This window comes from Mesorhizobium sp. B2-3-6 (assembly GCF_006442305.1).
Classification (GTDB): Bacteria; Pseudomonadota; Alphaproteobacteria; order Rhizobiales; family Rhizobiaceae; genus Mesorhizobium.
In genome coordinates, this window is record NZ_VFVW01000003.1 from 21,294 (window position 1) to 43,968 (window position 22,675).

The following is a 22,675-nucleotide window of genomic DNA, read 5'->3' on the forward strand; positions in this document are numbered from 1 at the left end:
GTCAAATCGGCTGGGCTCGCTTTTGCAACGCGCTTCACCGGGCCAATAACTGCATCATCTCTTTGTTGGTGCCCTGTCGTCGCCCAAAACCGGTTTCCATTTTTGGGCGACATGCATTAAGTCCAGATTAACCCTGATATCTGTGGCAGGCTGGCTGCCTGTCCAGTGACCAAGACCTCACATCGCTGCTTTTCCCGTCGACGCGGGTGCGGGTTAACGTTTCGAATCGTCCTGATTCCGCCATTCTGCCGGAAGGTCAAGCGCCTCTCGCATGATTCGCATGAAAAAAGCGAATCAATTACCCGACTTAGCGCGGTCCGGCTCTAGAAGATCCATGACAACGCCGTCATTCCTGCACTTGCTGGCATGAGCCCGTCCCAACCCTCGGGCCGAAATGAGCTCCGCCTTTCTTCTGCTGGAGTATGATCGTTCCCGAAAACCGGGTCCCGCTTTTCGGAACCATGCTTCAGGCCCGACCAGCCCTGCCCGACGAAACACCGAAACCTTCGATCAGCGCTTCCGTCGCTTGAACATCCCGAAATTGCGCTTGAATTTCGATCAGATGGCGGAAATTCTCGTCCGAAGGATCCGCATCCATCGCCGCTTCCGCCTGTTTCAGCTCCTTATGTAAGGTGCGCGCGCTACGCTGCAAGTGCAGCGCCTGGTTCAGAGCGTCGCGGGCATCCTCGAGCGCTGCCGTCTCCAGCGCCGGCCACTGCCGCGCCCGCCTGATCAGGCCGACGGCACGCTCCCAGATCTCGGCGCAGCCGGCGCGCTCGATCGTCGCCACCACGGCGTGGCGGTCATTGGCCATGTCATGTGCCATCGCGTCGAGGATGGCACCGTGCAGCCGCCTCAGCTCGGGGTTGGCGAGATCAAGGAACTCGACATGGGCGAAATTCTCGTCGATCAGCGCCGGGTGGTTGACCAGTGCCACGATGATCGTCGCTTCGCGCACCGACATTCCTTCGTTGCCGCGCTTGACCAGTGCCGACTGGCCGAGACTTTCCGTGATGGCGATGCGACCACCGCCGGCTTTAGCGAATTGTCCGCCGGGAGCGGGCGCCTTGCCCTGCCCCGGTTTCCAGTCCGGACGACCTTGCCGCGTTGCGCGCTGAGAACCGAAGAAGCTCAGCACGCGCTCGCGCATCTCCTGCTGGTAGTGATATCGCAGGCTTTCATCACGGATGCGGCTGGTCAGTTCGCGCAGCCGCTTCTCCAGTTCGGCCCGCCGCTCCGGCGTGTCGAAGACGCCGCCCGCCGTCTCGCGCATCCATAACAGATCGGCAAGAGGACGCGCTTCCGCCAGCACGGCGCGGAAGGCATCCGGCCCCTCCGCCTTGACCAGGTCGTCGGGATCCTTGCCTTCCGGCAGCAGCGCGAAACGCGCCGTGCGCCCGGCTTGGACTACGGGCAGCACCATGTCGGCGGCCCGCCATGCGGCCTTCAGCCCGGCCTTGTCGCCGTCGAAGCACAGAACCGGCTCGGCGGCCATACGCCACAACAGTTCGAGTTGGTTTTCGGTAAGCGCCGTGCCGAGTGGCGCGACGACATTCTCGAAGCCGGCCTGCGCCAATGCGATGACATCCATATAGCCTTCGACGGCGATGACCGTGCCGCCCTTGGCCAGCGCTTTTCGCGCGCGGGCGAAATTGTAGAGTACGTTGCCCTTGTGGAAGAGCTCGGTATCGGGCGAGTTCATATATTTGGCGAGCGCATCCGGCGCCAGCGCTCGCCCGCCGAAAGCGATGATCTTGCCGCGCGAATCCGGAATCGGGAACATGATGCGGTCGCGGAACCAGTCATAGGAGACCGGAATGTCATCCCCATGGCGCACCAGCCCACAGGCCTCGATATCGGCCTTCGGCACGCCCTTTGCGGCCAGATGCTCCTTCAGCGCATTGCGGCTGTCGGGCGCATAGCCCAGCCGGAACGCATGCTGCGTCGCGGGCGTCAGTCCGCGGTCGCGCAGATACGCACGGGCCTTGGCGCCCTCCGCGCCCTGTAGCCGCTCCTGGAAAAAAGCAGTCGCCATTTCCATGACGTCGGTAAGGCTGGCGCGTTCCTTCTCGCGCCGCTCCTCCTGCACGTCGCGAACCGGCATCGGCACGCCGGCCATGTCTGCGATCTTCTCGACCGCCTCGGGAAAGCTCAGTCCGTCAAGTTCGGTCAGGAACTTGAAGTGATCGCCCGAGACCGAGCAGCCGAAACAATGATAGCGGCCCTTCTTGTCCTCGCAATGGAAGGATGGGCTCTTCTCGCCATGAAACGGGCAGCAGGCCCAATAATCGCCGCGTGACGCATTGGTCTTCTTGCGATCCCAGGCGACGCGCTGGCCGATGACCTGCGAAATCGGCACGCGGTCGCGTATCTCGTCGAGGAAGGCGGGCGGAAAGCGCATCGGGGAACTCGTTTATCCCCCATATAATCATGCCCGCGAAGTCCGGCGACCCCTAATGCTGACGATGCCCGGTTTCCACAGGGCAAAAGGAAAGGCGGCCGTTGCGGGCCGCCCTTCCTCCAGTCTGGCACTATCGGGACTTTACTGCGCGGCGATGGCGCCAAAGATGATGCCGGAGAGGGCGCCGACCAGCACATAGTCATTGCCGACGCGGATCCATTCCTGGCCACGGCCCGGACGATGCAGGCCGTAGCGCCCATAATCGCGGACCGGCTGATGCTGCCGCCAGCCGGAATATTTCTGGCCATTGCGCCAGTTGTTCCGCTTCACGACGACCTTCTTTTGAATGATGCGCTTCTGGATGACCCGCTTCTGGATGACGCGCTTCCTGACATCCCGGTTGGTGGGCTTCTGCCAGTCGACATTGGTATAGTTCGACTGCGGCGCGACCGGCGCATTGAGCGGCGCGGCCTGGCCCGTCAGGGACGTGGCGGCCAGCATCGAGAAAGCAAGACCGGAAAGAACGATGCGTTTCATGAAGGAATCTCCTTGGTTGTCAATGCCGCAGAAATAGCCGTCGAAGAATGAACCGAAACTGAACATGAGCATTACAATTCCGTAATAAATCCGAAGCGTTAGATCGATTGGTTGAACATCTTCGCAAATTCCGGGCGAAGGGCGGGCGGCAACACCGGCCGATCCGCCGCGTCAAGGCGGCGAGGCTCATGCAACCATTTCGGCATCCGTCCATTCTCCGACACGCCCCGTCGCGCGCCGGCAGCCCTTGAAATCGACAAATTTTTATTATCCGGCTAAAATATTCGAGCTATTATCGGCCAACGTCATGATCATGATTCGCACCCCTCCTCTTTCTCCCGACCGCCGCGCTGCCCGTGTCGCCGGCCTTGCCCGTATCGGTGCGCCGCAATGAGCGGCTCCGTGGTTCTCCTGCATCTGGCCGGCGCCGTGGCGCTGATGCTGTTTGCCACGCGCATGGTGAAGACCGGCGTCGAGCGCGCCTATGGCGACGTGCTGCGCCACAAGCTGCGCGCCACCATGCGCAATCCTGTCATGGCGGTGCTGGCCGGCACCGGCCTCGCTATAGCGCTGCAGAGCTCCACCGCCGTCACGCTGCTGGTCGGCTCCTTCGCCGGCTCCGGCATTGTCTCGGGCGCGGCCGGGCAACTGGCCGTCCGCGGCGCCGAGATCGGTTCGGCTCTCGTGGTCAAGCTGCTCACCTTCGATCTCACGCTGCTGGTGCCGCTTTGCCTGATCACCGGCACGGTCATGTTCATGGCCACCGAGCGGCGCGACTGGCGCCAGACCGGTCGCATCCTGGTCGGCATCGGCCTTTTGATCCTGTCGCTGGAAATGATCGGTCAGGCATCCGAGCCGCTGCGCAACAGCCAGTTGATGCCGGTCATCATCAATTACTTCTCCGGCGATTCCATCACCGCCTATCTGCTGGCGGCGCTGATCACCTGGCTGTTCCAATCGAGCATCGCCGCGGTCCTGTTGATGGCGACGCTGGCGGGCCGCGGCCTGATCACGCCCGAACTCGGCGTCGTCCTCATCCTGGGCGTCAATCTCGGTTCGTCGATCATCGCGCCCATGCTGACCCGCTCCTCCGGCCCCGAAGTGCGCGTCGTGCCGATCGGCAACCTCTTGATGCGCGGGCTTGGCTCGCTGGTCATGCTGATCCTGGTCATGATCTTCAGGCCGCATTTCGCGTTCCTTGGCGCGACGGCAGCGGACCAGATCGTCAATGCCCACATCCTGTTCAATGTGCTGATCCTGCTCGCCGGCCTGCCGCTGGCGGGTCTCGTCTACCGCGCCTCGGAGAAGATCGTGGCGCTCGGCACCAAGACGCCAGCCGCCACGCTCGACGTCGTCGAACTCTCGGCGCTCAACGAAAGCGCGCTCGACGTGCCGAGCCAGGCGCTGGCCAATGCCACCCGCGAGGTGGTGCGGGTCTGCGAGACGGTCGAGATCATGCTCAAGCGCATCATCGAGCTCTACGAGAGCGCCGATGCCGACAAGATCAAGGCGCTGGCCGCCCTTGACGACCGCGTCGACCGCAAGCACGCGGCGATCAAGCTCTACCTCGCCAAGGTCACCAAGAACCCGCTGACCGAGGACGAGGCGTTGCGCTGCCAGGAACTGATCGGCGCCTGCGTCAAGCTGGAGCAGGTCGGCGACATCATCGTGCGCAACATGCTGGTACATGTGAAGAAGAAGTTCGACCGTGGACTGGAATTCACCGACGAGGGTTGGAGCGAGCTGTGCGCCTTCCACGCTTCGGTGCTCGCCAATGCGCGGCTTGCCTTCAACGTGCTGGTGTCGCGCGATGCCGAGACGGCTCGCCAATTGGTGCTGGAGAAGGAACGGCTGCGCGACGCCGAAAAAGAGACCAGCGCCAGCCATTTCCTGCGGCTGCGCGAAGGCACTGCCAAAAGCGTCGAGACCAGTTCGATCCACCTCGACACCATCCGCGATCTCAAACAGATCAACTCGCTGCTGGCATCTATGGCCTATCCCGTGCTGGAAGAACGCGGCCTCCTCGGCGGATCCAGGTTGAAGGCGAGCTGATCAACGACATCTCTCCCTTCTTTGAGACACCTCATCCCACCTCGCTTTGCGACGCCACCTCCCAACAAACAAGGGCAGAAGGAAGAGCGCCGCACTCTGCCGAAAAAATTGTATTGCGGCAGAATTGCATGGCGTCGGTCCTTCGGCGGCAAAATTGCCATTGCCGCGTTTCCATCGCTCGGGCTAGGCATATCAGCCAAAGCTTTCGGAGGAGATCGATGGACACCCATTCGCGCAGTTTCGCCAAGGCGCTTTCGTGGCGCGTGACCGGCACCATCGATACGATGATCATCTCGCTGGTGGTGACCGGAAGCGTCAAGCTGGCGGCCGCCATCGGCGTGACAGAAGTCTTCACCAAGTCGCTGCTCTATTATTTTCATGAGCGGGCATGGCTGAAGGTTCCTTATGGACGCAAGACCCCGTTCTGAACCCGGGGTCAAGATTTTGAACCCGGAGATCAAGAAAAGCTAAAGCGGCGACAAAAATTTCTGGATTGCCGGCAGCGCGCATCCGTGGTTTGAGGCCTGCATTCGAGGATTTAATTCCCGCCATGTCGCTTCCGCTCATCGCCCTGTTCATCGCTGCCTTCGCTTTCGGCACCACCGAATTCGTCATCGCCGGCGTGCTGCCGCAGGTGGCGCAAGGGCTTGGCGTTTCGGTTCCGACATCGGGCTATCTCGTCTCCGGCTATGCCTGCGGCATCGCCATCGGCGGTCCGCTTCTGGCACTTGCCACCAAGTCCTTGCCGCGCAAGACCTTGCTGCTCGGCCTCGCGGTCGCCTTCACCATCGGTCAGGCGGCCTGCGCGCTGGCGCCCGACTTCACCTCGATGCTGCTTCTGCGCATTGCCGTCGCAGTCGCGCATGGCGCTTATTTCGGCGTCGCCATGGTGGTTGCGGTCGGGCTGGTGCGCGGGGACCAGCGCGGCATGGCGGTGGCCGTCATCCTGTCGGGCCTCACTGTCTCCAACGTGATCGGCGTGCCAGCGGGCACTGCCATCGGCAACATCTGGGGCTGGCGCGCGACCTTCTGGGTTATGTGCGCATTGGGCGTGGCGGCCACGCTTGCCATGGCAGCCCTTTTGCCGCGCACCGCAGGCTATCAGGCCAAACCCGCCGGCCTCGCCCGCGAGGTCCGCGTGCTTGCCCGCCAGCAGGTCTGGACCTCGCTGATCCTGATGCTCATGCTGATGATCGGCCAGTTCGGCCTGTTCACCTACATCACCCCGACTTTGCTTGAGATCACCGGCCTCGACGAGAACCTGGTGCCCTGGGTGCTCTTGCTCAATGGCGTCGGCGCCACGCTTGGCGTCTTCCTCGGCGGCAGGCTAGCCGACTGGAAGCTGATGCCCTCGCTGATCACCATGCTGGCCCTGCAGGCGGTGACGCTTGCGGTGATCTATGCCGTCAGCCCCTATCCCGTGCCGATGGTCGTGGCGATCGTCATCTGGGGCGGCCTCAACTTTGCCATCGGTACGCCGATCCAGACCCGCATCCTGTCCTGGACTGCGGATGCCTCGAACCTGGCCTCCTCGCTGATCCCATCCGGCTTCAATGTCGGTATAGCGCTCGCGGCATCGCTCGGTGCCGCCATGCTCAATGGCGGTTACGGTTATCGCAGCCTGCCGCTGCTTGGCGCTGTGGCGATGCTGGTCGCAGTCGCGGTGGCGCTCGCCTCGCACATCTGGGAGTGGCGCAGCAACGCCACGCCACCGCTGACGGCAGCGGCTGAGTAGATTATCCGCGTCAGGACATCCACCATCGATAATGCCTGATCCGGGCGTCCACCGGCGCAAGCACGACGCGATGAACAGTCTCGCCCGGCGGCTGCGCAGCTCCAACGCATTACAGATCGATGCGGAACCGCAGGCTCTCCGCTCCGCCATAGGCGGCATCTTCGAGGAAACGTTCGACCAGTCTGCCGCCGTTGGCCAGGATCACTTTGTGCGAGGCCGGATTGCCAGGTTTTGCGGTGATGTCGACATGAGCCAGGCCGACCGCCCTCGCCTCATCCAGCATAAGCCGCAGCGCTTCCGTCGCGTAGCCGCGTCGTTGTTTCCACGGCACCACGGCGTAGCCGATATGGCCAAGCACGTGCGGCGGCAGCGCCGACGTGCCCTTCTGCCAGCGCAGGCCGATCGAGCCTGACGTCTCGCCGTCCCACATCCAGCGCCTGAAGCCCGGCAGGCGCGGGACCTGTCTGCCGTCAGGCAAGGTGATCGGCGGCCCCTTGGCCTCGGGATCATCGAGGCTGGCCAGGAACGCCGCCGGATCCTCCTCGATTGCGGCAAGCTGCTCGCGAGCTGCCTCCATGAGCCGTACATTGTCGGGCGACCAGCCGCGCTCGAGCGCAGCCTTGTAGGACGCCAGATGCTTGAGCCCGGGCTTGACGATTTCGATCATGATCCATGCTCCCTCGCAGGCCAAGCAGGCATAGCGATGGCCACTGGAACGCTCAAGCGGGCTGGAAGCGGATCGCGCCCTTGTTGAGGAAACACGCTTTGCTGAACAGCGACAGATCCAGCGGGTTCGGTAGCCGAACGTCGCTGATATCGGGAAACGGCTTCGTTGACGGATCGTAGGAGCGGTCGATCTGCGAGATGAAGACCAGGATCACGCCCCTGTCACGCGCAAAAGCCTTCAATGTCCGGACCTGGTCCATCAGCTCCGGATTGTCCCGCTTCTGGTCGAGCAGTTGCAGATAGTCGATGACCGCGAGCGTCCCACGCGCCACCGATCCCAACACCTCGACGATGTAGTCGGCGCTGATGGCTTCGGAAGTGTCGGACGCGAACAATCGGTCGAACTGGGCGGGGTCCGCCCCAATGGCGCGAAACCGGTCCAGCACATCGCGATGCGTGTATTCCAACGAGAAGAACACGCTGCGATGGCCACGCTTCATGGCTTCGACCGCGAGTTCGAGGCTCATCAGCGTCTTGCCGTGGCCTGGTCGCGCACCGACCAGAACCAGGTCGCCGGGCATCAGCCGCGAGAACAGCCTGCCGGCGGCCGTCGTCTCGGCTGCCTTGGCCGCAAGCAGACTCCAACTCGCAAAACCTTCGCGGGCTGCAACACGGTCAAGCGCCTGATGGAGCGGAATCTTCTCCTTGCGGGACAACAGCCTGGCTTGACGCTTCAGATGGTAAATGGGCGCAATCATCGCAAACCTCCTGGTGCGAGCGGTCTTCGCAACCCCTCCTTATGCTTGGTGCTCGAACAGTCGGTTCGATGATCGGATTGCCCCGCATGAATGATGCTTTCCCGACGGAGGGAGGAGGCGTGGGCGCGCCGGAATCAGACAATACCCCAATGCTGACGGGTCGAAAACGCGCATACGTGCCGGGAATGCTGAACAAGATGTGTTTCGCCGGCCGGCATAAGCCGATTTATGATCGTGCCGGGGGTGATTCACCGCCAAAACACAAACGCTTCGACAGGAGAACGGGTCTGGTGCGGTTGAGATCTATCCCGCTGGGTGTCGTCGCCAGCCTCTTCCTCGTTGTCGTCGCTTTGACGGCACGGTCCTTTGCCGCGCCCTCGGCCATTCCGGCCTGGCTGCAGGCCCATGTCGGCGAAGGTGATGGCCAGATCTCAGCTGTGGTCCTGGAGCGGGCCCGAGCGCTTTACCTGAAGAAAGTCGGCGCAGGAGCCGTTAACAATCCCTGCTACTTCGCCATGGATGCGACGCGCCCTAGCGATCTGGGCAACAACAAACTGGGTCACCGTTATTACATCATCTGCGAGGCCAGCCAGGCGTTTCGCGCCGTTTCGGCGGGCCACGGCAGCGGCCGGAATCTGAAGGGCGTCGCTGATTTCGCCAATGGCAAGCGCTGCGCGAAGAACTTCGGCAATGCGCTGGATTCGTCACTGACCGCCGGCGGCGCCCATATGACCGGCGAGGCGAAAACCTCGTTCAAGGGCTATTATCGTACCGCGGCGAAGCAGGACGTGGCTTTCATGCGTACCTTCGTGCAGTTCGATGGCGAGGGCGAGGCCGCGAACGCCAGGCAGCGCGTGATCGGCGGGCATCCGGCGGAAGTGCTGAAGGGAATGTGTCTTCGCAAAGACCCGGCCAGCTCGCATGCCGACCATGACGGTTACGTGCCGTTCGGCAAACTGGTGGATTATGCCGGCGGCCGCAGCAATGGCTGCACCAGTTGGTCGGCGGCGGATGCGCGGCAGATCATCCCGATGGTGAAGGACAATCCGACGACGCTCTACATCTACCCTGAATCGCGCGACATCGCCGCCGTTGCGCAAATCGTGGCGGCGGGTCGTTCGCCGTCGGACGCTGGGCCCTATTGGAACGCATCCTGCCTGAAGGAAATCGGCTCTCCGAAATTCTGGCCGCGAAAGACGCTCGAGCCGATCATCGCCCAATACAGGAAGGACCACCCGGCACCGCCGCCGCAGCCGGTGCCGATCTGCAAGGAGCCTTGAGGTCCGTCCCGGCTCCGGGGATGCGGGGTCTACGGGATCGCATCCCTCAGCGCAGAAAATCGAACACCGCCTGCATGAAACCGGATGGATATTCGACATTCGACAGGTGAACCGCCGGCAGGACGACCAGCTTCGCGCCGGGCACCGCCGCGGCGATCAGTTCGCTGTGGCTGGCCGCCGTCACCGTGTCGTGCTCGCCGGCGATCACCAGCGTCGGCCGCGAGATCAGCGCCACGGTGCGGCGAAGGTCGGCGTCGCGCACCGCCGCAAAGAGGCCCGCCAGGCCTTGCCGGTCGATGGTGAGCAGCATGGCGCGAAATTCCTCGATGAAGGGCTCGTTGGCCGCCACCATTTTTGCCGGGAACCAGTTGTTGAGGAACGTTTCGGCGGTATCTGCCATATCGGGCGCCTGCCGGACGGCGGCAATGCGCTCGTCGAAATGGCGTGCCGGTCCGAGATGCGACGAGGTGTTGCTCAGGATCAGCCGGTCGATCCGCTCCGGCGCGTGGATGCCGAGCCATTGCCCGACGAAGCCGCCCAGCGACAGGCCGAGGAAATGCACGCGGCCAAGGCCGAGCGCGTCGAGCAGCTCGATCACGTCGCCGCCGAGCCGATCGAGCGAATAGGCGCCGGCCGGCACGCTCGATCCGCCATGGCCGCGAAAATCATAGCGCAGAAGATGGAAATGCCTGGACAGCTCGCCGACCTGTCCATCCCACATATGCAGCGTGGTGCCGATGGAGTTCGACAGCATCAGCACCGGCTTTGCCGCATCGCCGTCGAAGCGGTAGGCGATGCGCGTGCCATCGCCAACAGTCACAAAATTCAGCTCACTCATGATGAAAGATCCTTCTGGAAGGGTTGAATGACAGAGCGTAGTCAGATCGTTGGTTTGTTGATATTACAAAGTCAGGACAATCTCTGTAATCAAAGCTGACATGGCTGAATTCACCTTGCACGACCTGCAGTGCTTCGACGCCGTGATCCGCACCGGCGGCTTTCAGCCGGCGGCGGCCCTGTTGCATCGTTCACACCCGGCTGTATTCGCCGCTGTCGCCAAGCTGGAACGGCAGCTCGACCTCGTTCTCCTGGACCGCAGCGGCTATCGCGTGCGCCCGACCGAGGCCGGGCTGTCGTTCCACCGCCGGGCGCAATCGCTGCTGCGCGAACTGGAAGGCCTGCGCGTGCATGCCGCCCAGCTCTCGATGGGCGAAGAAAGCGAAATCCATGTGGTGATCGGCGACCTATGCCCACGACCGCAGGTGCTGGGCCTGCTCGGGCGGTTCTTCGCGCAATGTCCCGGCACGCGTCTGCACCTGCACTTCGAGGCCGTCGGCGGCCCTTGGGAACGCCTTTTCGACGACGAGGCCGATCTGGTCCTGCACTGGATCGACAAGGGCGATGCGCGGGTGGAATGGATCGATTTGTGCAAGGTGCCGTTCATTCCCGTGGTGGCACCGGGCTTTCTGCCGGAGCGCATCGAGCCGCCGATCACACCCGACCAGATGCAGGCGCTCACCCAATGCGTGATGCGCGACACTGCCCGCCATTCACCGCAACAAGACTACTTCATGGTCGAAGGCGCGCCGCAATGCCTGGTCGCCGACCAGGGCATGAAGAAGGAGATCATCCTGCAGGGCCTCGGCTGGGGCCACCTGCCACGCTTCCTGATCGAGGAGGAGCTGCGTGATGGACGCCTGCGGTCCATCGCCGGCCCTCATATGCCGGGCCGCACCGACGAACTGGTGGTTGCGCGTCGCCGCGACCGTCCCCACGGGCCGGTCGCCAACCGTTTGTGGGATCATATCCAGCAGGAGGCGCCGGCATTGCGCCACGCGTTGGAGCCCCAGAAGGTTGTTTTATAGGCAGGCGAGCGCTGGCGCTCGCGCTCGACGCGCCGACTATTGCAAAAGCCCCTTGATGATGCCGCTTGCCTTGCCGAAATCCATCTGGCCGGCATATTTCTGCTTCAGTGCCGCGATCACCTTGCCCATGTCCTTCTGGCTGGCGGCACCGGTCGCCGCGATCGCCTCGCGCGCCGCGGCGGTGATGGCGGCATCGTCGAGCTGCGTCGGCAGGAAATCGCGGATGATCTCCATCTCGCTGCGCTCCTGCGCGGCCAGTTCCGGACGCTTGCCGTCTTCGAAGGCCTTGGCCGATTCTTCGCGCTGCTTCACCATCTTGGCCAGGATCTGCAGGATCGCCTCGTCGCTGGCCGGTTCCTTGCCGGCACCGCGATTGGCGATATCGCGATCGTGGATGGCGGCTTGGATCAGCCGCAATGTCGGCAGCCGGTGCTTGTCCTGCGCCTTCATCGCGCTCTTCAGGGATTCGGCGATTTTTGCGCGCATCGTGCTCTCTCCTTCGGTCGGCGCGGACAATAGCGCCCGGTGCGGACCAACGCAAACCCTGATATGTCGAGGCAAGCCTATGATATTGCTCAATGAAATAAATCGTAGCGGCATTTCCCATCATCATTGACCGACCTGCCCCCTTCCCCTATGTACTGGGCCTTGCATGAACTGAAGCTTGAGTGCGTGGAGGCAGCGAATTCGCCGCTCCGCGCCGTTTGCCGCGCAAATAGCCCGCCGGGCCTGTTTGAAGCGCGCGGCCTGATAGGAGTGCCGCCATGGCCGACACCGCGTCCACCCCCGCTTGGGCCACCGAGAAACCGACGGCATTGCTGGTGCTGGCCGACGGCACCGTCATTGAGGGTCGCGGTCTCGGCGCAACGGGTTCGGCGGTCGCCGAGGTCTGCTTCAACACCGCGCTTACCGGCTATCAGGAGATCCTGACCGATCCGTCCTATGCCGGCCAGATCGTCACCTTCACCTTCCCGCATGTCGGTAATATCGGCACCAACGGCGAAGACATCGAGGACCTCAATCCGGCTGCTCGCGCCGGTGCCGTCGGCGCCGTGTTCAAGGCCGATGTCACCAATCCCTCCAACTACCGCGCTGCCGGCCATCTCGATCAATGGCTGAAGAAGCGCGGCATCGTCGCCCTCTCGGGCATCGACACCCGCGCGTTGACCGCGTTGATCCGCGAAAAGGGCATGCCCAACGCCGTTATCGCGCATGCGCCCGACGGCGTCTTCGATCTTGACGACCTGAAACGCCGCGCCGCCGCGTGGTCCGGCCTGATCGGCCTCGACCTCGCCAAGGAGGTCACGTCAGGCCAGTCCTCGGTGTGGCGCGAGACGCCTTGGGTGTGGGACGAGGGCTTTGGCGAACAGGACGAGCCCTCCATGCATGTCGTCGCCATCGACTATGGCGTCAAGCGCAACATCCTGCGCCTGCTTGCGGGGCTTGGTGCCAAGGTGACCGTGGTTCCGGCCAAGACCGGCGCCGAGGAAATCCTCGCCATGCAGCCGGACGGCATCTTCCTGTCCAACGGCCCCGGCGACCCTGAAGCCACCGGCGCCTACGCCGTGCCGGTCATCCAGGACCTGCTCAGGACCGAGATTCCGGTGTTCGGTATCTGCCTCGGCCACCAGATGCTGGCGCTGGCGCTGGGCGGCAAGACCGCCAAGATGCATCAGGGCCATCACGGCGCCAACCATCCGGTCAAGGACCACACTACAGGCAAGGTCGAGATCGTCTCGATGAACCACGGCTTTGCCGTCGACGCCGACTCGCTGCCGTCAGGCGTCGAGGAAACCCATGTCTCGCTGTTCGACGGCTCGAATTGCGGCATCGCGCTGACAGGCCGGCCGGTATTCTCGGTCCAGCACCACCCCGAGGCCTCGCCCGGCCCGCAGGATTCGCATTATCTGTTCCGCCGCTTCGTCAACCTGATCCGCGAAAAGCGCGGCGAGGAACTGCTGGCCGAACGGGCTTAGTTCCGACAGATCCTCATATTCGTGCCCCATCATCCGCGACGCCTTTGGTGACGGTTCCGAGTGCCGCAGGCCTCGCCACTTTCGTAACGAAGACAACGAGCGCCAGCACTAGGAAAACCGCGCCAACCAGGTAAGGCGCACCGCCGAAGGTCACTGGCGCGCTTGGCCCGGTGAACCAGGAAAAGATCGCGGTATAGAGCAGCGGCGTGACGATCGATGTGATCGAGAAGATCGACGTCATCGCGCCTTGTAATTCACCCTGCGCCGAAGGCGGCACCTTGGCGGCGGCGAGGCTCCTGAGCGGCGGGTCGGCCAGCGCTTCCAGGCAGCCGACGACGATCACCGCATAAATCATCCAACCCTGCGTCGCGAAGGCGTAGCCGAAAGCACTGAGCGCCGTGAACGCCAGACCGATCACCGCCGTCCTCCACTCGCCAAGCCTGGGAATGATGCGTGGCAGCACCGTTGCCATGACGATGGCTCCGCACAGGCCGAAAGCGCCGAGCGAAAAACCGATCTGCTGCTCGTTCCAGCCATAGCGATAGTTGGAGACGAACGACCAGACCGCCGGATACATCATGTGGCCGAGCGTCATCAGGAAGAAGACGAGCCCGATCCAGCCAATGCCTTGATATTGGCGCATCTGCAGAAGCGTGCCGACTGGGTTGGCGCGCTTCCACTCGAAGCGGCGGCGGTGCTTTTCATCGAGCGTTTCGGGCAGCAGGAACAGCGCGATCAGGAAGTTCACCAAGGCAAGTCCGGCGGCGAAATAGAACGGCACGCGCGGCCCGAAGGTGCCGAGCAGTCCGCCAAGGACGGGCCCGATGACGAAGCCGACGCCGAAGGCGATGCCGAGCAGGCCGAAATTCTTGGCCCGGTTCTCATCGTTCGAGATGTCGGCGATGAAGGCTGATGTGGTCGAATAGCTGGCGCCCGAAATGCCGGCCAGCACGCGCCCGATGAACAGCATCGGGTAGGACCAGGCTATGGCGCAGATCAGATTGTCGATGGAAAACGTCAGCACGGAGGCGAGAAGGATCGGCCGCCGGCCGAACCGGTCGCTCAACCCGCCCATGACGGGCGCGAAGAAGAACTGCATGGCCGCATAGACGAAGAACAGCCATCCGCCCTCGATCGCCGCCTCCGAGACGCCGACGCCGGTCAATTCTTGCAGGTAGGCCGGCAGCACCGGCATGATGATGCCGAATCCGATGATGTCGAGGAGCAGCGTCGTGAAGACGAGCGCAAGCCCCCGCTTGGCGGTTTTGGGATCGATCATGGTTTCGTCTGCTCCTTCCCGGCGCCTGGCGCGCAGGCGGAGGCACTTATAGGCGAGCAGGCCGTCAGGAACAATGAGGGAACAAGCAGGACGTTCGCATCCTGACACCCCCTGACGACATCCTTGCCGTCAGGTCACCCGTGAAAGAACCGGATGCTCAGATCGGGTTGTTGAACGTATCGCAGTCGGAAAGCTTGCCGCTCTTGTAGCCGCGCGCCAGCCAGGTCTGCCGCTGCGCCGACGTGCCGTGGTTGAAGCTTTCCGGCACTACGTAGCCCTGCATCTTCTTCTGCAGCGTATCGTCGCCGATCTGCCTGGCGGCATTGAGCGCGCTTTCCATATCGCCTTGCTCCAATATGCCCTTCTGCGCCGTGTAATGCGCCCAGACGCCGGCGAAGCAGTCGGCCTGAAGCTCGACGCGCACCGACATTTGATTGGCTTCGGCCTCGCCCATGCTTTGCCGCATCTGGTTGAATTTGGACATGATGCCGGTCAGATTCTGCACGTGATGGCCGACCTCATGCGCGATCACATAGGCCCGCGCGAACTCGCCCGAGGCGCCGAACTGCTGGTCCAGCTGCTGGAAGAATGTCATGTCGAGATAGACCTTGTGGTCGCCGGGGCAATAGAACGGTCCGGCCGCCGACGAGGCGAAGCCGCAGGCCGAGCGGATCTGCCCGCTGAACAGCACCAGCTTGGGGTCCTCATAGGTCAGTCCGTTGGCCTTGAAAATGCCTGTCCATGTGTCCTCGGTCTCGGCCAGCACGGTTGCCACGAACTGCTTCATCTCGTCGGAAGCCGGCGCACCGGTGCCCCCGCCCTGGCTGCCGCTGTTGTCCGTTATCTCGCCGCCGCCAGGCAGCAGGCCTCCACCGCCGCCGCTCAGCACCTGGATCGGATCGATGCCGAAGGCTTTCAGGCCGAAATAGAGCACGACGAGGATGATGATGGTCGAGATCGACATGCCGCCGCCGCTGCTGCCGCCGATCGGAATGCGGAACTGGCCGGGTCCGCCGCCACCAAATCCGCCGCCGCCGCTGCTGCGCTGGTCCTCGACATTGTCACTCTGACGACGGCCTCTCCAGAGCATGGCAACTCCCCGCGCTGCGAATTTACTGGTCGATCCGGCGCGAGGCCGGCTCCACCTCATAAACAATTATCTCAATGGTTGCGCCAAGTCACAGCATTTTTCGCAGCCGTGGCCGTGCTGGCATGTTGGCTCCGCTGCTCTGGCCGCGACTGTGGAATGTCTATGGCATCGCCGGCGAAACGAGCCAACGGCTTGGCAAAGTCCCTAGCCCGCCGTCATCGCCTTGCGGAACGCTTCCAGTGTCTCGGCACTGACATGGTGCTCTATGCCCTCGGCATCGATGCGCGCCGTCTCGGCGCTGACGCCGAGCGAACGCAAAAAAGCCTCCACCGTCTGGTGGCGAATGCGGCTCTCTTCCGCGACCTTGCGACCTGCTTCGGTCAAGAACACGCCGCGATAAGGCTTTCTGGAGACCAGCCCGTCGGCACACAGCCTGGTCAGCATCTTGGCCACTGTCGGTTGGGCGACCCCCAGCCTGGCCGCGATGTCGACCTGGCGAGCCTCGTTGCCGTCCTCGATCAGGTCGGCGATCAACTCGACATAGTCCTCGACCAGCGCGCTGCGGCGCGCTTCGCGCGTCTGCCGGAACCCTTCCGAATGGACATCGGCATCGGGCAGCGGCTCACGCGGGACCGGTCTGTTCTTCAGCGCCAATATGCGCTCCTCCTTGGCTGCCCGAAGATTGAATCGGCCCGCATTCATAGCACGGGCCCCCACAATCCTGGCGTTTATTTGCATTCGGGCCCAGGCGCAACCGCATCGCCGCCGCGTCGGAGCACGATCGATCACATCACAAAAGCATGATCAATGAAATATAGCATATTGCATAATGTTGAGCCGCGACATAGATAGGAGACATCATCCATTGCATCAAGCGGAATTCGCCATGTCCGAGACCGACGCCACCGCCATAGCCAGACCCGCGTGGCGGTTCGACAGGCCAGGCGACGAGCAGCCGAGTCTGCGCGAGGTCAATTCCTCGATCGCCGTGCCGAATTCGGGCGTCTGGTTCCGTCGCCTGTTTGCCTTCATGGGGCCGGGCTACATGGTCTCGGTCGGCTATATGGACCCGGGCAACTGGGCGACAGACCTCGCCGGCGGCGCCCAGTTCGGCTACACGCTGCTGTTCATCATCATGCTGTCCAACCTGATGGCGATCCTGCTGCAGGCGCTGGCCGCGCGTCTCGGCATCGCCACTGACCGCGACCTCGCCCAGGCCTGCCGCGCCTACTACCCGCGTCCGGTGAACTTCGTGCTGTGGATCGCCTGCGAGCTCGCCATCATCGCCTGCGACCTCGCCGAAGTGATCGGCACCGCGATCGCGCTGCAGCTCCTGTTCGGCATTCCGCTGATCGGCGGCGCCATGCTCACCGCGCTCGACGCCTTCCTGGTGCTTTTGTTGATGAACAAGGGCTTCCGCTATCTCGAAGCCTTCGTCATCGCGCTTCTGATCATCATCTTCAGCTGCTTTGCCATCCAGATCTTCGTCGCCGCGCCGCCGGCCGGCACGATCCTGCATTCGATGTTCGTGCCGTCATCCGAAATCGTCACCAATCCGGCGATGCTCTACATCGCCATCGGCATCATCGGCGCAACCGTCATGCCGCACAATCTCTATCTGCACTCCTCGATCGTGCAGACCCGCGCCTATGAACGCACCGACAAGGGCAAGCGCGACGCCATCAAATGGGCAACGACGGACTCGACCATCGCCCTGATGCTGGCCCTGTTCGTCAACGCCTCGATCCTGATCGTGTCGGCGGTCGCCTTCCACAACACCGGCCACCACGACGTCGCCGAGATCGGCCAGGCTTTCGAACTGCTGTCGCCGCTGCTCGGCCTGAGCATCGCCTCGATCCTGTTTGCCGTGGCGCTGCTTGCCTCCGGCCTGAACTCGACGGTGACCGCCACGCTTGCCGGCCAGATCATCATGGAAGGCTTCCTGCGCCTGCGCATCCCGCAATGGGCGCGGCGCCTGCTGACGCGCGGCCTCGCCATCATCCCCGTCGTGGTCGTCACCGCGCTCTACGGCGAAAAGGGCACTGGCCAGTTGCTGGTGTTCAGCCAGGTGATCCTGTCGATGCAGCTGCCCTTCGCGGTGATCCCGCTGGTCCAGTTCGTCTCCGACGGGAAGAAGATGGGCAATCTCGCCATTCCGCGCGGCGTTGCGGCGCTCGCCTGGGTGGTCGCCGCCATCATCCTGGTGCTCAACTTCAAGCTGCTCTACGACACGCTATTCGGGATCGGCTGAGATCGGCCGCGACAAAGACGCGACCCGCGCTATTTTTCGGTCTGTCATGACGACGATAGCCCAATCCCGAAGCTTCTATGCCAAGCTGATGGCTGCCCAGGCGCATTCCGCCGATCCGCGTCTTGAAGAGGTGTTCGCGGCCGTGCCGCGCGAGGCGTTTCTCGGTCCCGGCCCATGGACGATCGTCGCCGGCAAAGGCGTTATCGAGACGCCGAGCGCCGACCCGCGCTTCATCTACCAGAACGTGCTGGTGGTGCTCGATGCCGACAAGGGCATCAACAATGGCGAGCCGTTCCTGCACGCCATGTGGATCGGGAAACTCGCGCCCAGGCCCGGCGAGGCTGTCACTCACATCGGCGCCGGCACCGGCTACTACACCGCTTTGCTGGCCAGGTTGGTTTCACCTGGTGGCACCGTTGCCGCCTTCGAACTGGACGCCGATCTTGCCTCGCGGGCAAAGGCAAACCTTGCGGCCTACGAGAATGTCACTGTCATTCCTGGCGATGCCGTCACATCGGACTTGCCGCCATCGGATGCCATCTATGTCAATGCCGGCGTCGCGGCACCTCCACCCGGCTGGCTCAAGGCGCTGAAGCCGGACGGCCGCATGATCTTCCCGTGGCGCCCGGCCGAGCGCGTTCCCCTGGCCGTTCTGGTGACCCGCACCGAAAAAGGTTTTGCCTGCGACCCTTTCATGCGCTCCTGGTTCATCCCTTGCTCCGGCGCGTCGATTGCAAGCCCCGCGGCAAAAATCCCGACGCGCGACCAGGCCGCGCGCAGCCGCTCGATCTGGCTGACGGCGGACAAGTTGCCGGACCGCACCGCCACCGCGATCTTTGAGCATGTCTGGTTTTCGTCACGCAGCCTCGATGCGCGGCCTCGGGGCTGACGAACCGAAATTCGGCAGGGCCTGTCGGACGGCCAGCCAGTCATCCGTCCTTGGACTGAAGTCCGGCCCTGACGGCATGGATCGAAACAGGAGGAGCATCCCATGAGAAAGATCATAGCGGCGACATTCGTCAGCCTCGACGGCGTCATGCAAGCGCCGGGCGGCCCGGAGGAGGATCCCGTCGGCGGCTTCAAGTTCGGCGGCTGGACGTTCCACTATTTTGACGAAGTGGCGGGCGCGGCGATGGATGAACTATTCTCCAAACCCTTCGCCCTGTTGCTCGGCCGCAGAACCTACGACATATTCGCCGCATACTGGCCGTATCAGAAAGATCCGATCGCGGATGCCTTCAACCCTGCGACCAAATACGTAGCGACGCATCGTCCGGATTCGCTCACCTGGCAGAACACGCAATCGCTTGGGCCTGATATCGTCCCGGCGTTGCGCCGCCTCAAACAGGAAGATGGACCTGACCTGCTCATCCAGGGATCGGCCAATCTGATCCAGACCCTGCTCGCCAATGGGCTGATCGACGAGATTCGGCTGATGATCTTCCCGCTGTTGCTGGGCAAGGGCAAGCGGCTGTTCGGCGATGACGCGATGCCGGCCGCCTTCAAGCTGACCCGCTCGCAGGCTTCCAGCACCGGCGTCATCATGGCGACCTACGAGCGCGCCGGCGAAATCAAGACCGGTTCCTTTGTCACGGGGGAGCCATCCGACGCCGAGCTCGAGCGGCGCAGGACCTGGAAGTAAACGCTTCTTTTCCTCTCCTCCACGAACGTGGAGGAGAGGAAACCAGGTTCTGAAAATTCCCTCAAGCCGCCTGCGGCCGGCGCGCCAGCCCGTCGCGTATATGCCGTGCGAACGCTTGCGCCGCCGGGCCGACGCCGTGCCTCGGCAGATGCAGGTTGATCGAGAAATTCGGCAGCGGCGGCAGGCCGGACTCGGACGGCAATATGTCGAGATCGGCCGGCACCGTGGAGGCCAGCCAGGTGGTGACGGCCAGATCGGAACGCACCGTTGCGGTCGTCGCGTCGATATTGCCGTTCTCGAACACGGTGCGCCATTCCAGCCCATGCTCGTGGAGCGCCGAAAGCACCACCGGCCGGAAGGCGCAGCTGTCGGCGACCATCGAGACCGGCAGGGGGCGCTTGGCGCGCGCGACACCGCCCTTGGCGCCGACCCACACCAGCCGATCGATGGCGAGGCACTCGCCATCCGATGCCCCCACCCGCTCCTCGATGACCGCCAGGTCGATAGTGCCGGCCGCGAGCGCCGCGGCCAATTCCGGTGAGGAGGCGCAGACCAGCGATATCTCGACCTGCGGATAGGTTTGCGCATAGGCTTTCAGCACCGGCGCCAGCGTCGTGCCGACAAGGTCGTAAGGCACGCCGAACCGCACCTGGCCGGCCACGACATTGGCAGCCATTTCGGCCCAGATCTCGTCGTTGAGGCTGAGCAGCCGCTTTGCCTTGCCGAACAGCCGCTCGCCGGAAGAGGTCAGCCGCAAGCCGCGCCGGTCGCGCTCGAACAGGCTGCGGCCGAGCGCCTCCTCCAGCCGCCGGACTTGCTGGCTGACGGCGCCTTGCGTCAGGTGCAGCGCATTGGCCGCCGCCGTCATGCTGGCCTTGTCGGCGACGGTGACGAAGGTGCGCATGAGCGTCGTATCGAGGTTGCGGATCATGCCTGCATTATAGATGCTAATGCCCGTCATCGCAAATATTGCATTTACTGATATTCGGCTGCATCTACCATGGGGCCTCCGACTGAGGACGCCGCATGCTCCAACCCGTCATCCCCCTGATCCTGTTCGCCCTGGTGGCGACCAGCACGCCCGGCATCGCCACCACCTTGTCGACGGCGTCGGGCGCGCAGTTCGGCTTTCGCCGCTCCATCCCGCTGGTGGTCGGCAGCGCGGCCGGCTTGGCCACCGTCACCGGGGCGGCGGCCGCCGGGCTGGCCGGCCTGCTTCTCGCCATGCCGTCCTTGCAGCTTGCCATGAAGATCGCCGGCTCGCTCTACCTCGTCTGGCTGGCGCTCAAGATCGGCCGTGCGGGGGCCCCCAAGCTCGATGTGACGATGATCAAACCGAACAGTTTTCTCGGCGGTGCCGGCATTCAGTGGCTGAACCCCAAGGGCTGGGCGATGGGGCTTGGAGCCGCGGCATCCTTCGCCGCACTCGCCGACGGGCCGGCGCGGCTGGCCCTGCTGCTCGGCTCCACCTTCGGCCTCACCGCCGCCTTCTCGCTGTCGCTATGGTGTGTGGCCGGCATGCTGCTCGCCCGGCTGCTGAAGACCGAGCAGCAATGGCGCGCGCTCAATATCCTGCTCGGCCTGGTGCTGGCGGCATCGATCATTCCGATGTGGCGGCAGGCGTAAGATGGGCCTGCAGAACCTGGGTTCCTCGCCCCCGCAAGGCGAGGCGAGGAACCCGAATCCTGTCAAGCCGCGTAGCGTGCGGCTGGCTTGTCGGCGTGCAGGCTGCCGTAGAAGGTCTGCCGGGCGCCAAGGAAGGCGTCCAGCTTGGCCGTATCGGCAAGCGCGGGCACGGTGACGGCTTCGCCCCTGGCCAGGCCGACAAGGGCAGCATCGACCATATCGTCGGCGGTCATGATGATTTCCTTCGGAAGCTGGTCGATATCGCTTCCCGCGACTTCCCAGAAATCGGTCCGGGTCGCCCCCGGCAGCACCACCTGCGCCTGGACATGGGTGCCGGCAACCTCGCGCTGCAGGGCTTCGGTGAAGTTGACGACATAGGCCTTGGTGCCGCTGTAGATGCCGCCGAACGAGGTGTCAAAGGCCAGCACCGAGGCGATGTTGACGATAGCGCCGCGGTTGCGCGCGAGAAATCCCGGCAGCACAGCACGCGTCAACCGCGTCAGGGCGATCACATTGACCTTGATCATGCGTTCAGCCGCATCGGCGTCCGCCGTCGCAACCACCTGCGCACCACCAAGCCCGGCATTGTTGACCAACAGCGTGACGCTGTCATCCGTCGACACCGTCCGCTCCACCCGCCGCACATCATCGTCGTTGGCCAGATCGGCACTGATCACGCTGACCTTGCGGCTGTAGGCATAGCGCAGCCTTTCAGCCAATTCCTCGAGCCGGTCCGCGCGGCGCGCCACCAGCACCAGGTCATAGCCCTGCCCCGCCAGCCGGTCGGCATAGACAGCGCCGATGCCGGAGGAAGCGCCGGTGATGACGGCGGTGCCCTTGTTCTCATTCTTGCTCATTGTCCTGTTCCTTTCGCGCTCTTCGCTCTGGTTCGGCTTCGACGGATGCGCCGGCTGCCGAGCTTCTCGATCGTCAATTGGTGGCATATGCCACTTTCGGCGAAGTAGGTATATGCCACTATCTTGTCAACGGCGGCCGCGAAAACTATTTCTGCGGCAGGCTGGCACAGGCTTTGCCAGCGAGGAGTTGACATGACCGATCTTCAGCAACCGGGATTCAGCCGATGCAACAATGCCACCTTGCGGCGCACCGCGCGCAGGCTCGGCCGCTTCTACGACGACGCGCTTGCGCCTTCCGGGCTGAAAGGCACGCAATTTGGCCTGCTCTTTCAGATCAGTGCCAGCAGCGAACCGGCGATGGGGACCGTTGCCGAGGCGCTGATCATGGATCTCTCGGCGCTCGGCCATACGCTGAAGCCGCTGGTCCGCGACGGCTATGTCGAAACCTTCCCCGATAAGGACGATCGCCGCGTCAAGCGCGTCCGGCTGACGCCGCACGGCCAGGCCAAGCTCGAAGAGGCGATCAGGCTGTGGAGTGTCGCCCAGCAGCGCTTCGAGGAGATGATCGGCGCGGAGCAAGCCGCGAAGCTGCGTGCGACGCTGGATGATGTGGCCTCTCTGGACCTCGAAACGCCGGCGGCCGCTCCCTCCAGCTGAAGC

General features: G+C 63.5%; 22 protein-coding genes. 11 read left to right on the forward strand and 11 right to left on the reverse strand.

Going from position 1 to position 22,675, the window contains the following annotated elements:
* Positions 1-466: 466 nt before the first annotated feature.
* Together dnaG and FJ953_RS09270 are read right to left on the reverse strand one after the other, a co-directional pair.
* Positions 467-2,401, reverse strand: coding sequence for a DNA primase (gene dnaG / locus FJ953_RS09265; protein ID WP_140560660.1), 1,935 nt, complete (start codon positions 2,399-2,401; stop codon positions 467-469).
* Positions 2,402-2,542: 141 nt separating this feature from the next.
* Positions 2,543-2,938, reverse strand: coding sequence for an RcnB family protein (locus FJ953_RS09270; protein ID WP_140495913.1), 396 nt, complete (start codon positions 2,936-2,938; stop codon positions 2,543-2,545).
* A 390-nt stretch (positions 2,939-3,328) separates the two neighbouring features.
* On the opposite strand from FJ953_RS09270, the gene FJ953_RS09275 reads away from it, so the two are divergent.
* The 3 genes from FJ953_RS09275 (at position 3,329) to FJ953_RS09285 (ending at position 6,725) form a co-directional block, all read left to right on the forward strand.
* Positions 3,329-4,990, forward strand: coding sequence for a Na/Pi cotransporter family protein (locus tag FJ953_RS09275; protein ID WP_140495914.1), 1,662 nt, complete (start codon positions 3,329-3,331; stop codon positions 4,988-4,990).
* A gap of 218 nt (positions 4,991-5,208) precedes the next feature.
* Positions 5,209-5,418, forward strand: a complete 210-nt coding sequence (locus tag FJ953_RS09280; RefSeq protein WP_140495915.1) for a DUF2061 domain-containing protein — start codon at positions 5,209-5,211, stop codon at positions 5,416-5,418.
* Between the two features lie 122 nt (positions 5,419-5,540).
* Positions 5,541-6,725, forward strand: a complete 1,185-nt coding sequence (locus FJ953_RS09285; protein ID WP_140555985.1) for an MFS transporter — start codon at positions 5,541-5,543, stop codon at positions 6,723-6,725.
* Between the two features lie 109 nt (positions 6,726-6,834).
* Here the strand turns inward: FJ953_RS09285 and FJ953_RS09290 are convergent, their stop codons facing one another.
* Positions 6,835-7,392 (reverse strand): GNAT family N-acetyltransferase, encoded by a 558-nt coding sequence (locus tag FJ953_RS09290; RefSeq protein ID WP_140582017.1) that lies wholly within the window; start codon positions 7,390-7,392, stop codon positions 6,835-6,837.
* 52 nt (positions 7,393-7,444) lie between these two features.
* A complete protein-coding gene (locus FJ953_RS09295) occupies positions 7,445-8,149 on the reverse strand; it encodes a DNA helicase (protein ID WP_140624060.1) in 705 nt (234 codons plus the stop codon).
* 290 nt (positions 8,150-8,439) lie between these two features.
* On the opposite strand from FJ953_RS09295, the gene FJ953_RS09300 reads away from it, so the two are divergent.
* Positions 8,440-9,429, forward strand: coding sequence for a hypothetical protein (locus FJ953_RS09300; RefSeq protein ID WP_140624453.1), 990 nt, complete (start codon positions 8,440-8,442; stop codon positions 9,427-9,429).
* 46 nt (positions 9,430-9,475) lie between these two features.
* Here the strand turns inward: FJ953_RS09300 and FJ953_RS09305 are convergent, their stop codons facing one another.
* Positions 9,476-10,267, reverse strand: a complete 792-nt coding sequence (locus FJ953_RS09305; protein ID WP_140624062.1) for an alpha/beta fold hydrolase — start codon at positions 10,265-10,267, stop codon at positions 9,476-9,478.
* Between the two features lie 100 nt (positions 10,268-10,367).
* Between FJ953_RS09305 and FJ953_RS09310 the strand changes: the two genes are divergently transcribed.
* On the forward strand, positions 10,368-11,294 hold the full coding sequence (locus tag FJ953_RS09310) for a LysR family transcriptional regulator (protein ID WP_140560658.1): 927 nt from the start codon (positions 10,368-10,370) through the stop codon (positions 11,292-11,294).
* 36 nt (positions 11,295-11,330) lie between these two features.
* Here the strand turns inward: FJ953_RS09310 and FJ953_RS09315 are convergent, their stop codons facing one another.
* A complete protein-coding gene (locus FJ953_RS09315; protein ID WP_140524847.1) occupies positions 11,331-11,780 on the reverse strand; it encodes a GatB/YqeY domain-containing protein in 450 nt (149 codons plus the stop codon).
* A 278-nt stretch (positions 11,781-12,058) separates the two neighbouring features.
* Here FJ953_RS09315 and carA point away from each other — a divergent pair, with 278 nt between their 5' ends.
* On the forward strand, positions 12,059-13,270 hold the full coding sequence (gene carA, locus FJ953_RS09320) for a glutamine-hydrolyzing carbamoyl-phosphate synthase small subunit (RefSeq protein ID WP_140555988.1): 1,212 nt from the start codon (positions 12,059-12,061) through the stop codon (positions 13,268-13,270).
* A 13-nt stretch (positions 13,271-13,283) separates the two neighbouring features.
* On the opposite strand, the gene FJ953_RS09325 is transcribed toward carA, so the two are convergent.
* The 3 genes from FJ953_RS09325 to mntR all read right to left on the reverse strand — a co-directional run bounded on the left by FJ953_RS09325 (position 13,284) and on the right by mntR (position 16,293).
* On the reverse strand, positions 13,284-14,585 hold the full coding sequence (locus FJ953_RS09325) for a TCR/Tet family MFS transporter (RefSeq protein ID WP_224671676.1): 1,302 nt from the start codon (positions 14,583-14,585) through the stop codon (positions 13,284-13,286).
* 121 nt (positions 14,586-14,706) lie between these two features.
* On the reverse strand, positions 14,707-15,639 hold the full coding sequence (locus FJ953_RS09330) for a neutral zinc metallopeptidase (RefSeq protein WP_140555992.1): 933 nt from the start codon (positions 15,637-15,639) through the stop codon (positions 14,707-14,709).
* A gap of 204 nt (positions 15,640-15,843) precedes the next feature.
* Positions 15,844-16,293, reverse strand: coding sequence for a manganese-binding transcriptional regulator MntR (gene mntR, locus FJ953_RS09335; RefSeq protein WP_181165236.1), 450 nt, complete (start codon positions 16,291-16,293; stop codon positions 15,844-15,846).
* Positions 16,294-16,525: 232 nt separating this feature from the next.
* Here mntR and FJ953_RS09340 point away from each other — a divergent pair, with 232 nt between their 5' ends.
* The 3 genes from FJ953_RS09340 (at position 16,526) to FJ953_RS09350 (ending at position 19,532) form a co-directional block, all read left to right on the forward strand.
* A complete protein-coding gene (locus FJ953_RS09340; protein ID WP_140555994.1) occupies positions 16,526-17,890 on the forward strand; it encodes an Nramp family divalent metal transporter in 1,365 nt (454 codons plus the stop codon).
* 46 nt (positions 17,891-17,936) lie between these two features.
* A complete protein-coding gene (locus FJ953_RS09345; RefSeq protein WP_181169820.1) occupies positions 17,937-18,779 on the forward strand; it encodes a protein-L-isoaspartate O-methyltransferase in 843 nt (280 codons plus the stop codon).
* 102 nt (positions 18,780-18,881) lie between these two features.
* Positions 18,882-19,532: a dihydrofolate reductase family protein gene (locus FJ953_RS09350; protein ID WP_140524852.1), complete on the forward strand. Its 651-nt coding sequence runs from the start codon at positions 18,882-18,884 to the stop codon at positions 19,530-19,532.
* A 61-nt stretch (positions 19,533-19,593) separates the two neighbouring features.
* On the opposite strand, the gene FJ953_RS09355 is transcribed toward FJ953_RS09350, so the two are convergent.
* The gene (locus tag FJ953_RS09355) at positions 19,594-20,463 is read right to left on the reverse strand and encodes a LysR substrate-binding domain-containing protein (protein WP_140524953.1); all 870 of its coding nucleotides are present in this window, start codon (positions 20,461-20,463) and stop codon (positions 19,594-19,596) included.
* A gap of 95 nt (positions 20,464-20,558) precedes the next feature.
* Between FJ953_RS09355 and FJ953_RS09360 the strand changes: the two genes are divergently transcribed.
* A complete protein-coding gene (locus FJ953_RS09360) occupies positions 20,559-21,158 on the forward strand; it encodes a LysE family translocator (protein WP_140495928.1) in 600 nt (199 codons plus the stop codon).
* 62 nt (positions 21,159-21,220) lie between these two features.
* Here the strand turns inward: FJ953_RS09360 and FJ953_RS09365 are convergent, their stop codons facing one another.
* Positions 21,221-22,015, reverse strand: coding sequence for an SDR family oxidoreductase (locus FJ953_RS09365; RefSeq protein WP_140560656.1), 795 nt, complete (start codon positions 22,013-22,015; stop codon positions 21,221-21,223).
* 192 nt (positions 22,016-22,207) lie between these two features.
* Between FJ953_RS09365 and FJ953_RS09370 the strand changes: the two genes are divergently transcribed.
* On the forward strand, positions 22,208-22,672 hold the full coding sequence (locus FJ953_RS09370) for a MarR family winged helix-turn-helix transcriptional regulator (RefSeq protein ID WP_140495930.1): 465 nt from the start codon (positions 22,208-22,210) through the stop codon (positions 22,670-22,672).
* Positions 22,673-22,675: the final 3 nt, after the last annotated feature.

Coding starts and splice junctions, on each gene's coding strand:
- carA (WP_140555988.1), top strand. CDS start 12,059: ATGGCCGACACCGCGTCCACCCCCGCTTGGGCCACCGAGAAACCGACG.
- dnaG (WP_140560660.1), bottom strand. CDS start 2,401: ATGCGCTTTCCGCCCGCCTTCCTCGACGAGATACGCGACCGCGTGCCG.
- FJ953_RS09295 (WP_140624060.1), bottom strand. CDS start 8,149: ATGATTGCGCCCATTTACCATCTGAAGCGTCAAGCCAGGCTGTTGTCC.
- FJ953_RS09370 (WP_140495930.1), top strand. CDS start 22,208: ATGACCGATCTTCAGCAACCGGGATTCAGCCGATGCAACAATGCCACC.
- FJ953_RS09355 (WP_140524953.1), bottom strand. CDS start 20,463: ATGATCCGCAACCTCGATACGACGCTCATGCGCACCTTCGTCACCGTC.
- FJ953_RS09340 (WP_140555994.1), top strand. CDS start 16,526: ATGTCCGAGACCGACGCCACCGCCATAGCCAGACCCGCGTGGCGGTTC.
- FJ953_RS09280 (WP_140495915.1), top strand. CDS start 5,209: ATGGACACCCATTCGCGCAGTTTCGCCAAGGCGCTTTCGTGGCGCGTG.
- FJ953_RS09345 (WP_181169820.1), top strand. CDS start 17,937: ATGACGACGATAGCCCAATCCCGAAGCTTCTATGCCAAGCTGATGGCT.
- FJ953_RS09360 (WP_140495928.1), top strand. CDS start 20,559: ATGCTCCAACCCGTCATCCCCCTGATCCTGTTCGCCCTGGTGGCGACC.
- FJ953_RS09290 (WP_140582017.1), bottom strand. CDS start 7,392: ATGATCGAAATCGTCAAGCCCGGGCTCAAGCATCTGGCGTCCTACAAG.
- FJ953_RS09275 (WP_140495914.1), top strand. CDS start 3,329: ATGAGCGGCTCCGTGGTTCTCCTGCATCTGGCCGGCGCCGTGGCGCTG.
- FJ953_RS09315 (WP_140524847.1), bottom strand. CDS start 11,780: ATGCGCGCAAAAATCGCCGAATCCCTGAAGAGCGCGATGAAGGCGCAG.
- FJ953_RS09305 (WP_140624062.1), bottom strand. CDS start 10,267: ATGAGTGAGCTGAATTTTGTGACTGTTGGCGATGGCACGCGCATCGCC.
- FJ953_RS09285 (WP_140555985.1), top strand. CDS start 5,541: ATGTCGCTTCCGCTCATCGCCCTGTTCATCGCTGCCTTCGCTTTCGGC.
- FJ953_RS09330 (WP_140555992.1), bottom strand. CDS start 15,639: ATGCTCTGGAGAGGCCGTCGTCAGAGTGACAATGTCGAGGACCAGCGC.
- FJ953_RS09365 (WP_140560656.1), bottom strand. CDS start 22,015: ATGAGCAAGAATGAGAACAAGGGCACCGCCGTCATCACCGGCGCTTCC.
- FJ953_RS09270 (WP_140495913.1), bottom strand. CDS start 2,938: ATGAAACGCATCGTTCTTTCCGGTCTTGCTTTCTCGATGCTGGCCGCC.
- FJ953_RS09310 (WP_140560658.1), top strand. CDS start 10,368: ATGGCTGAATTCACCTTGCACGACCTGCAGTGCTTCGACGCCGTGATC.
- FJ953_RS09350 (WP_140524852.1), top strand. CDS start 18,882: ATGAGAAAGATCATAGCGGCGACATTCGTCAGCCTCGACGGCGTCATG.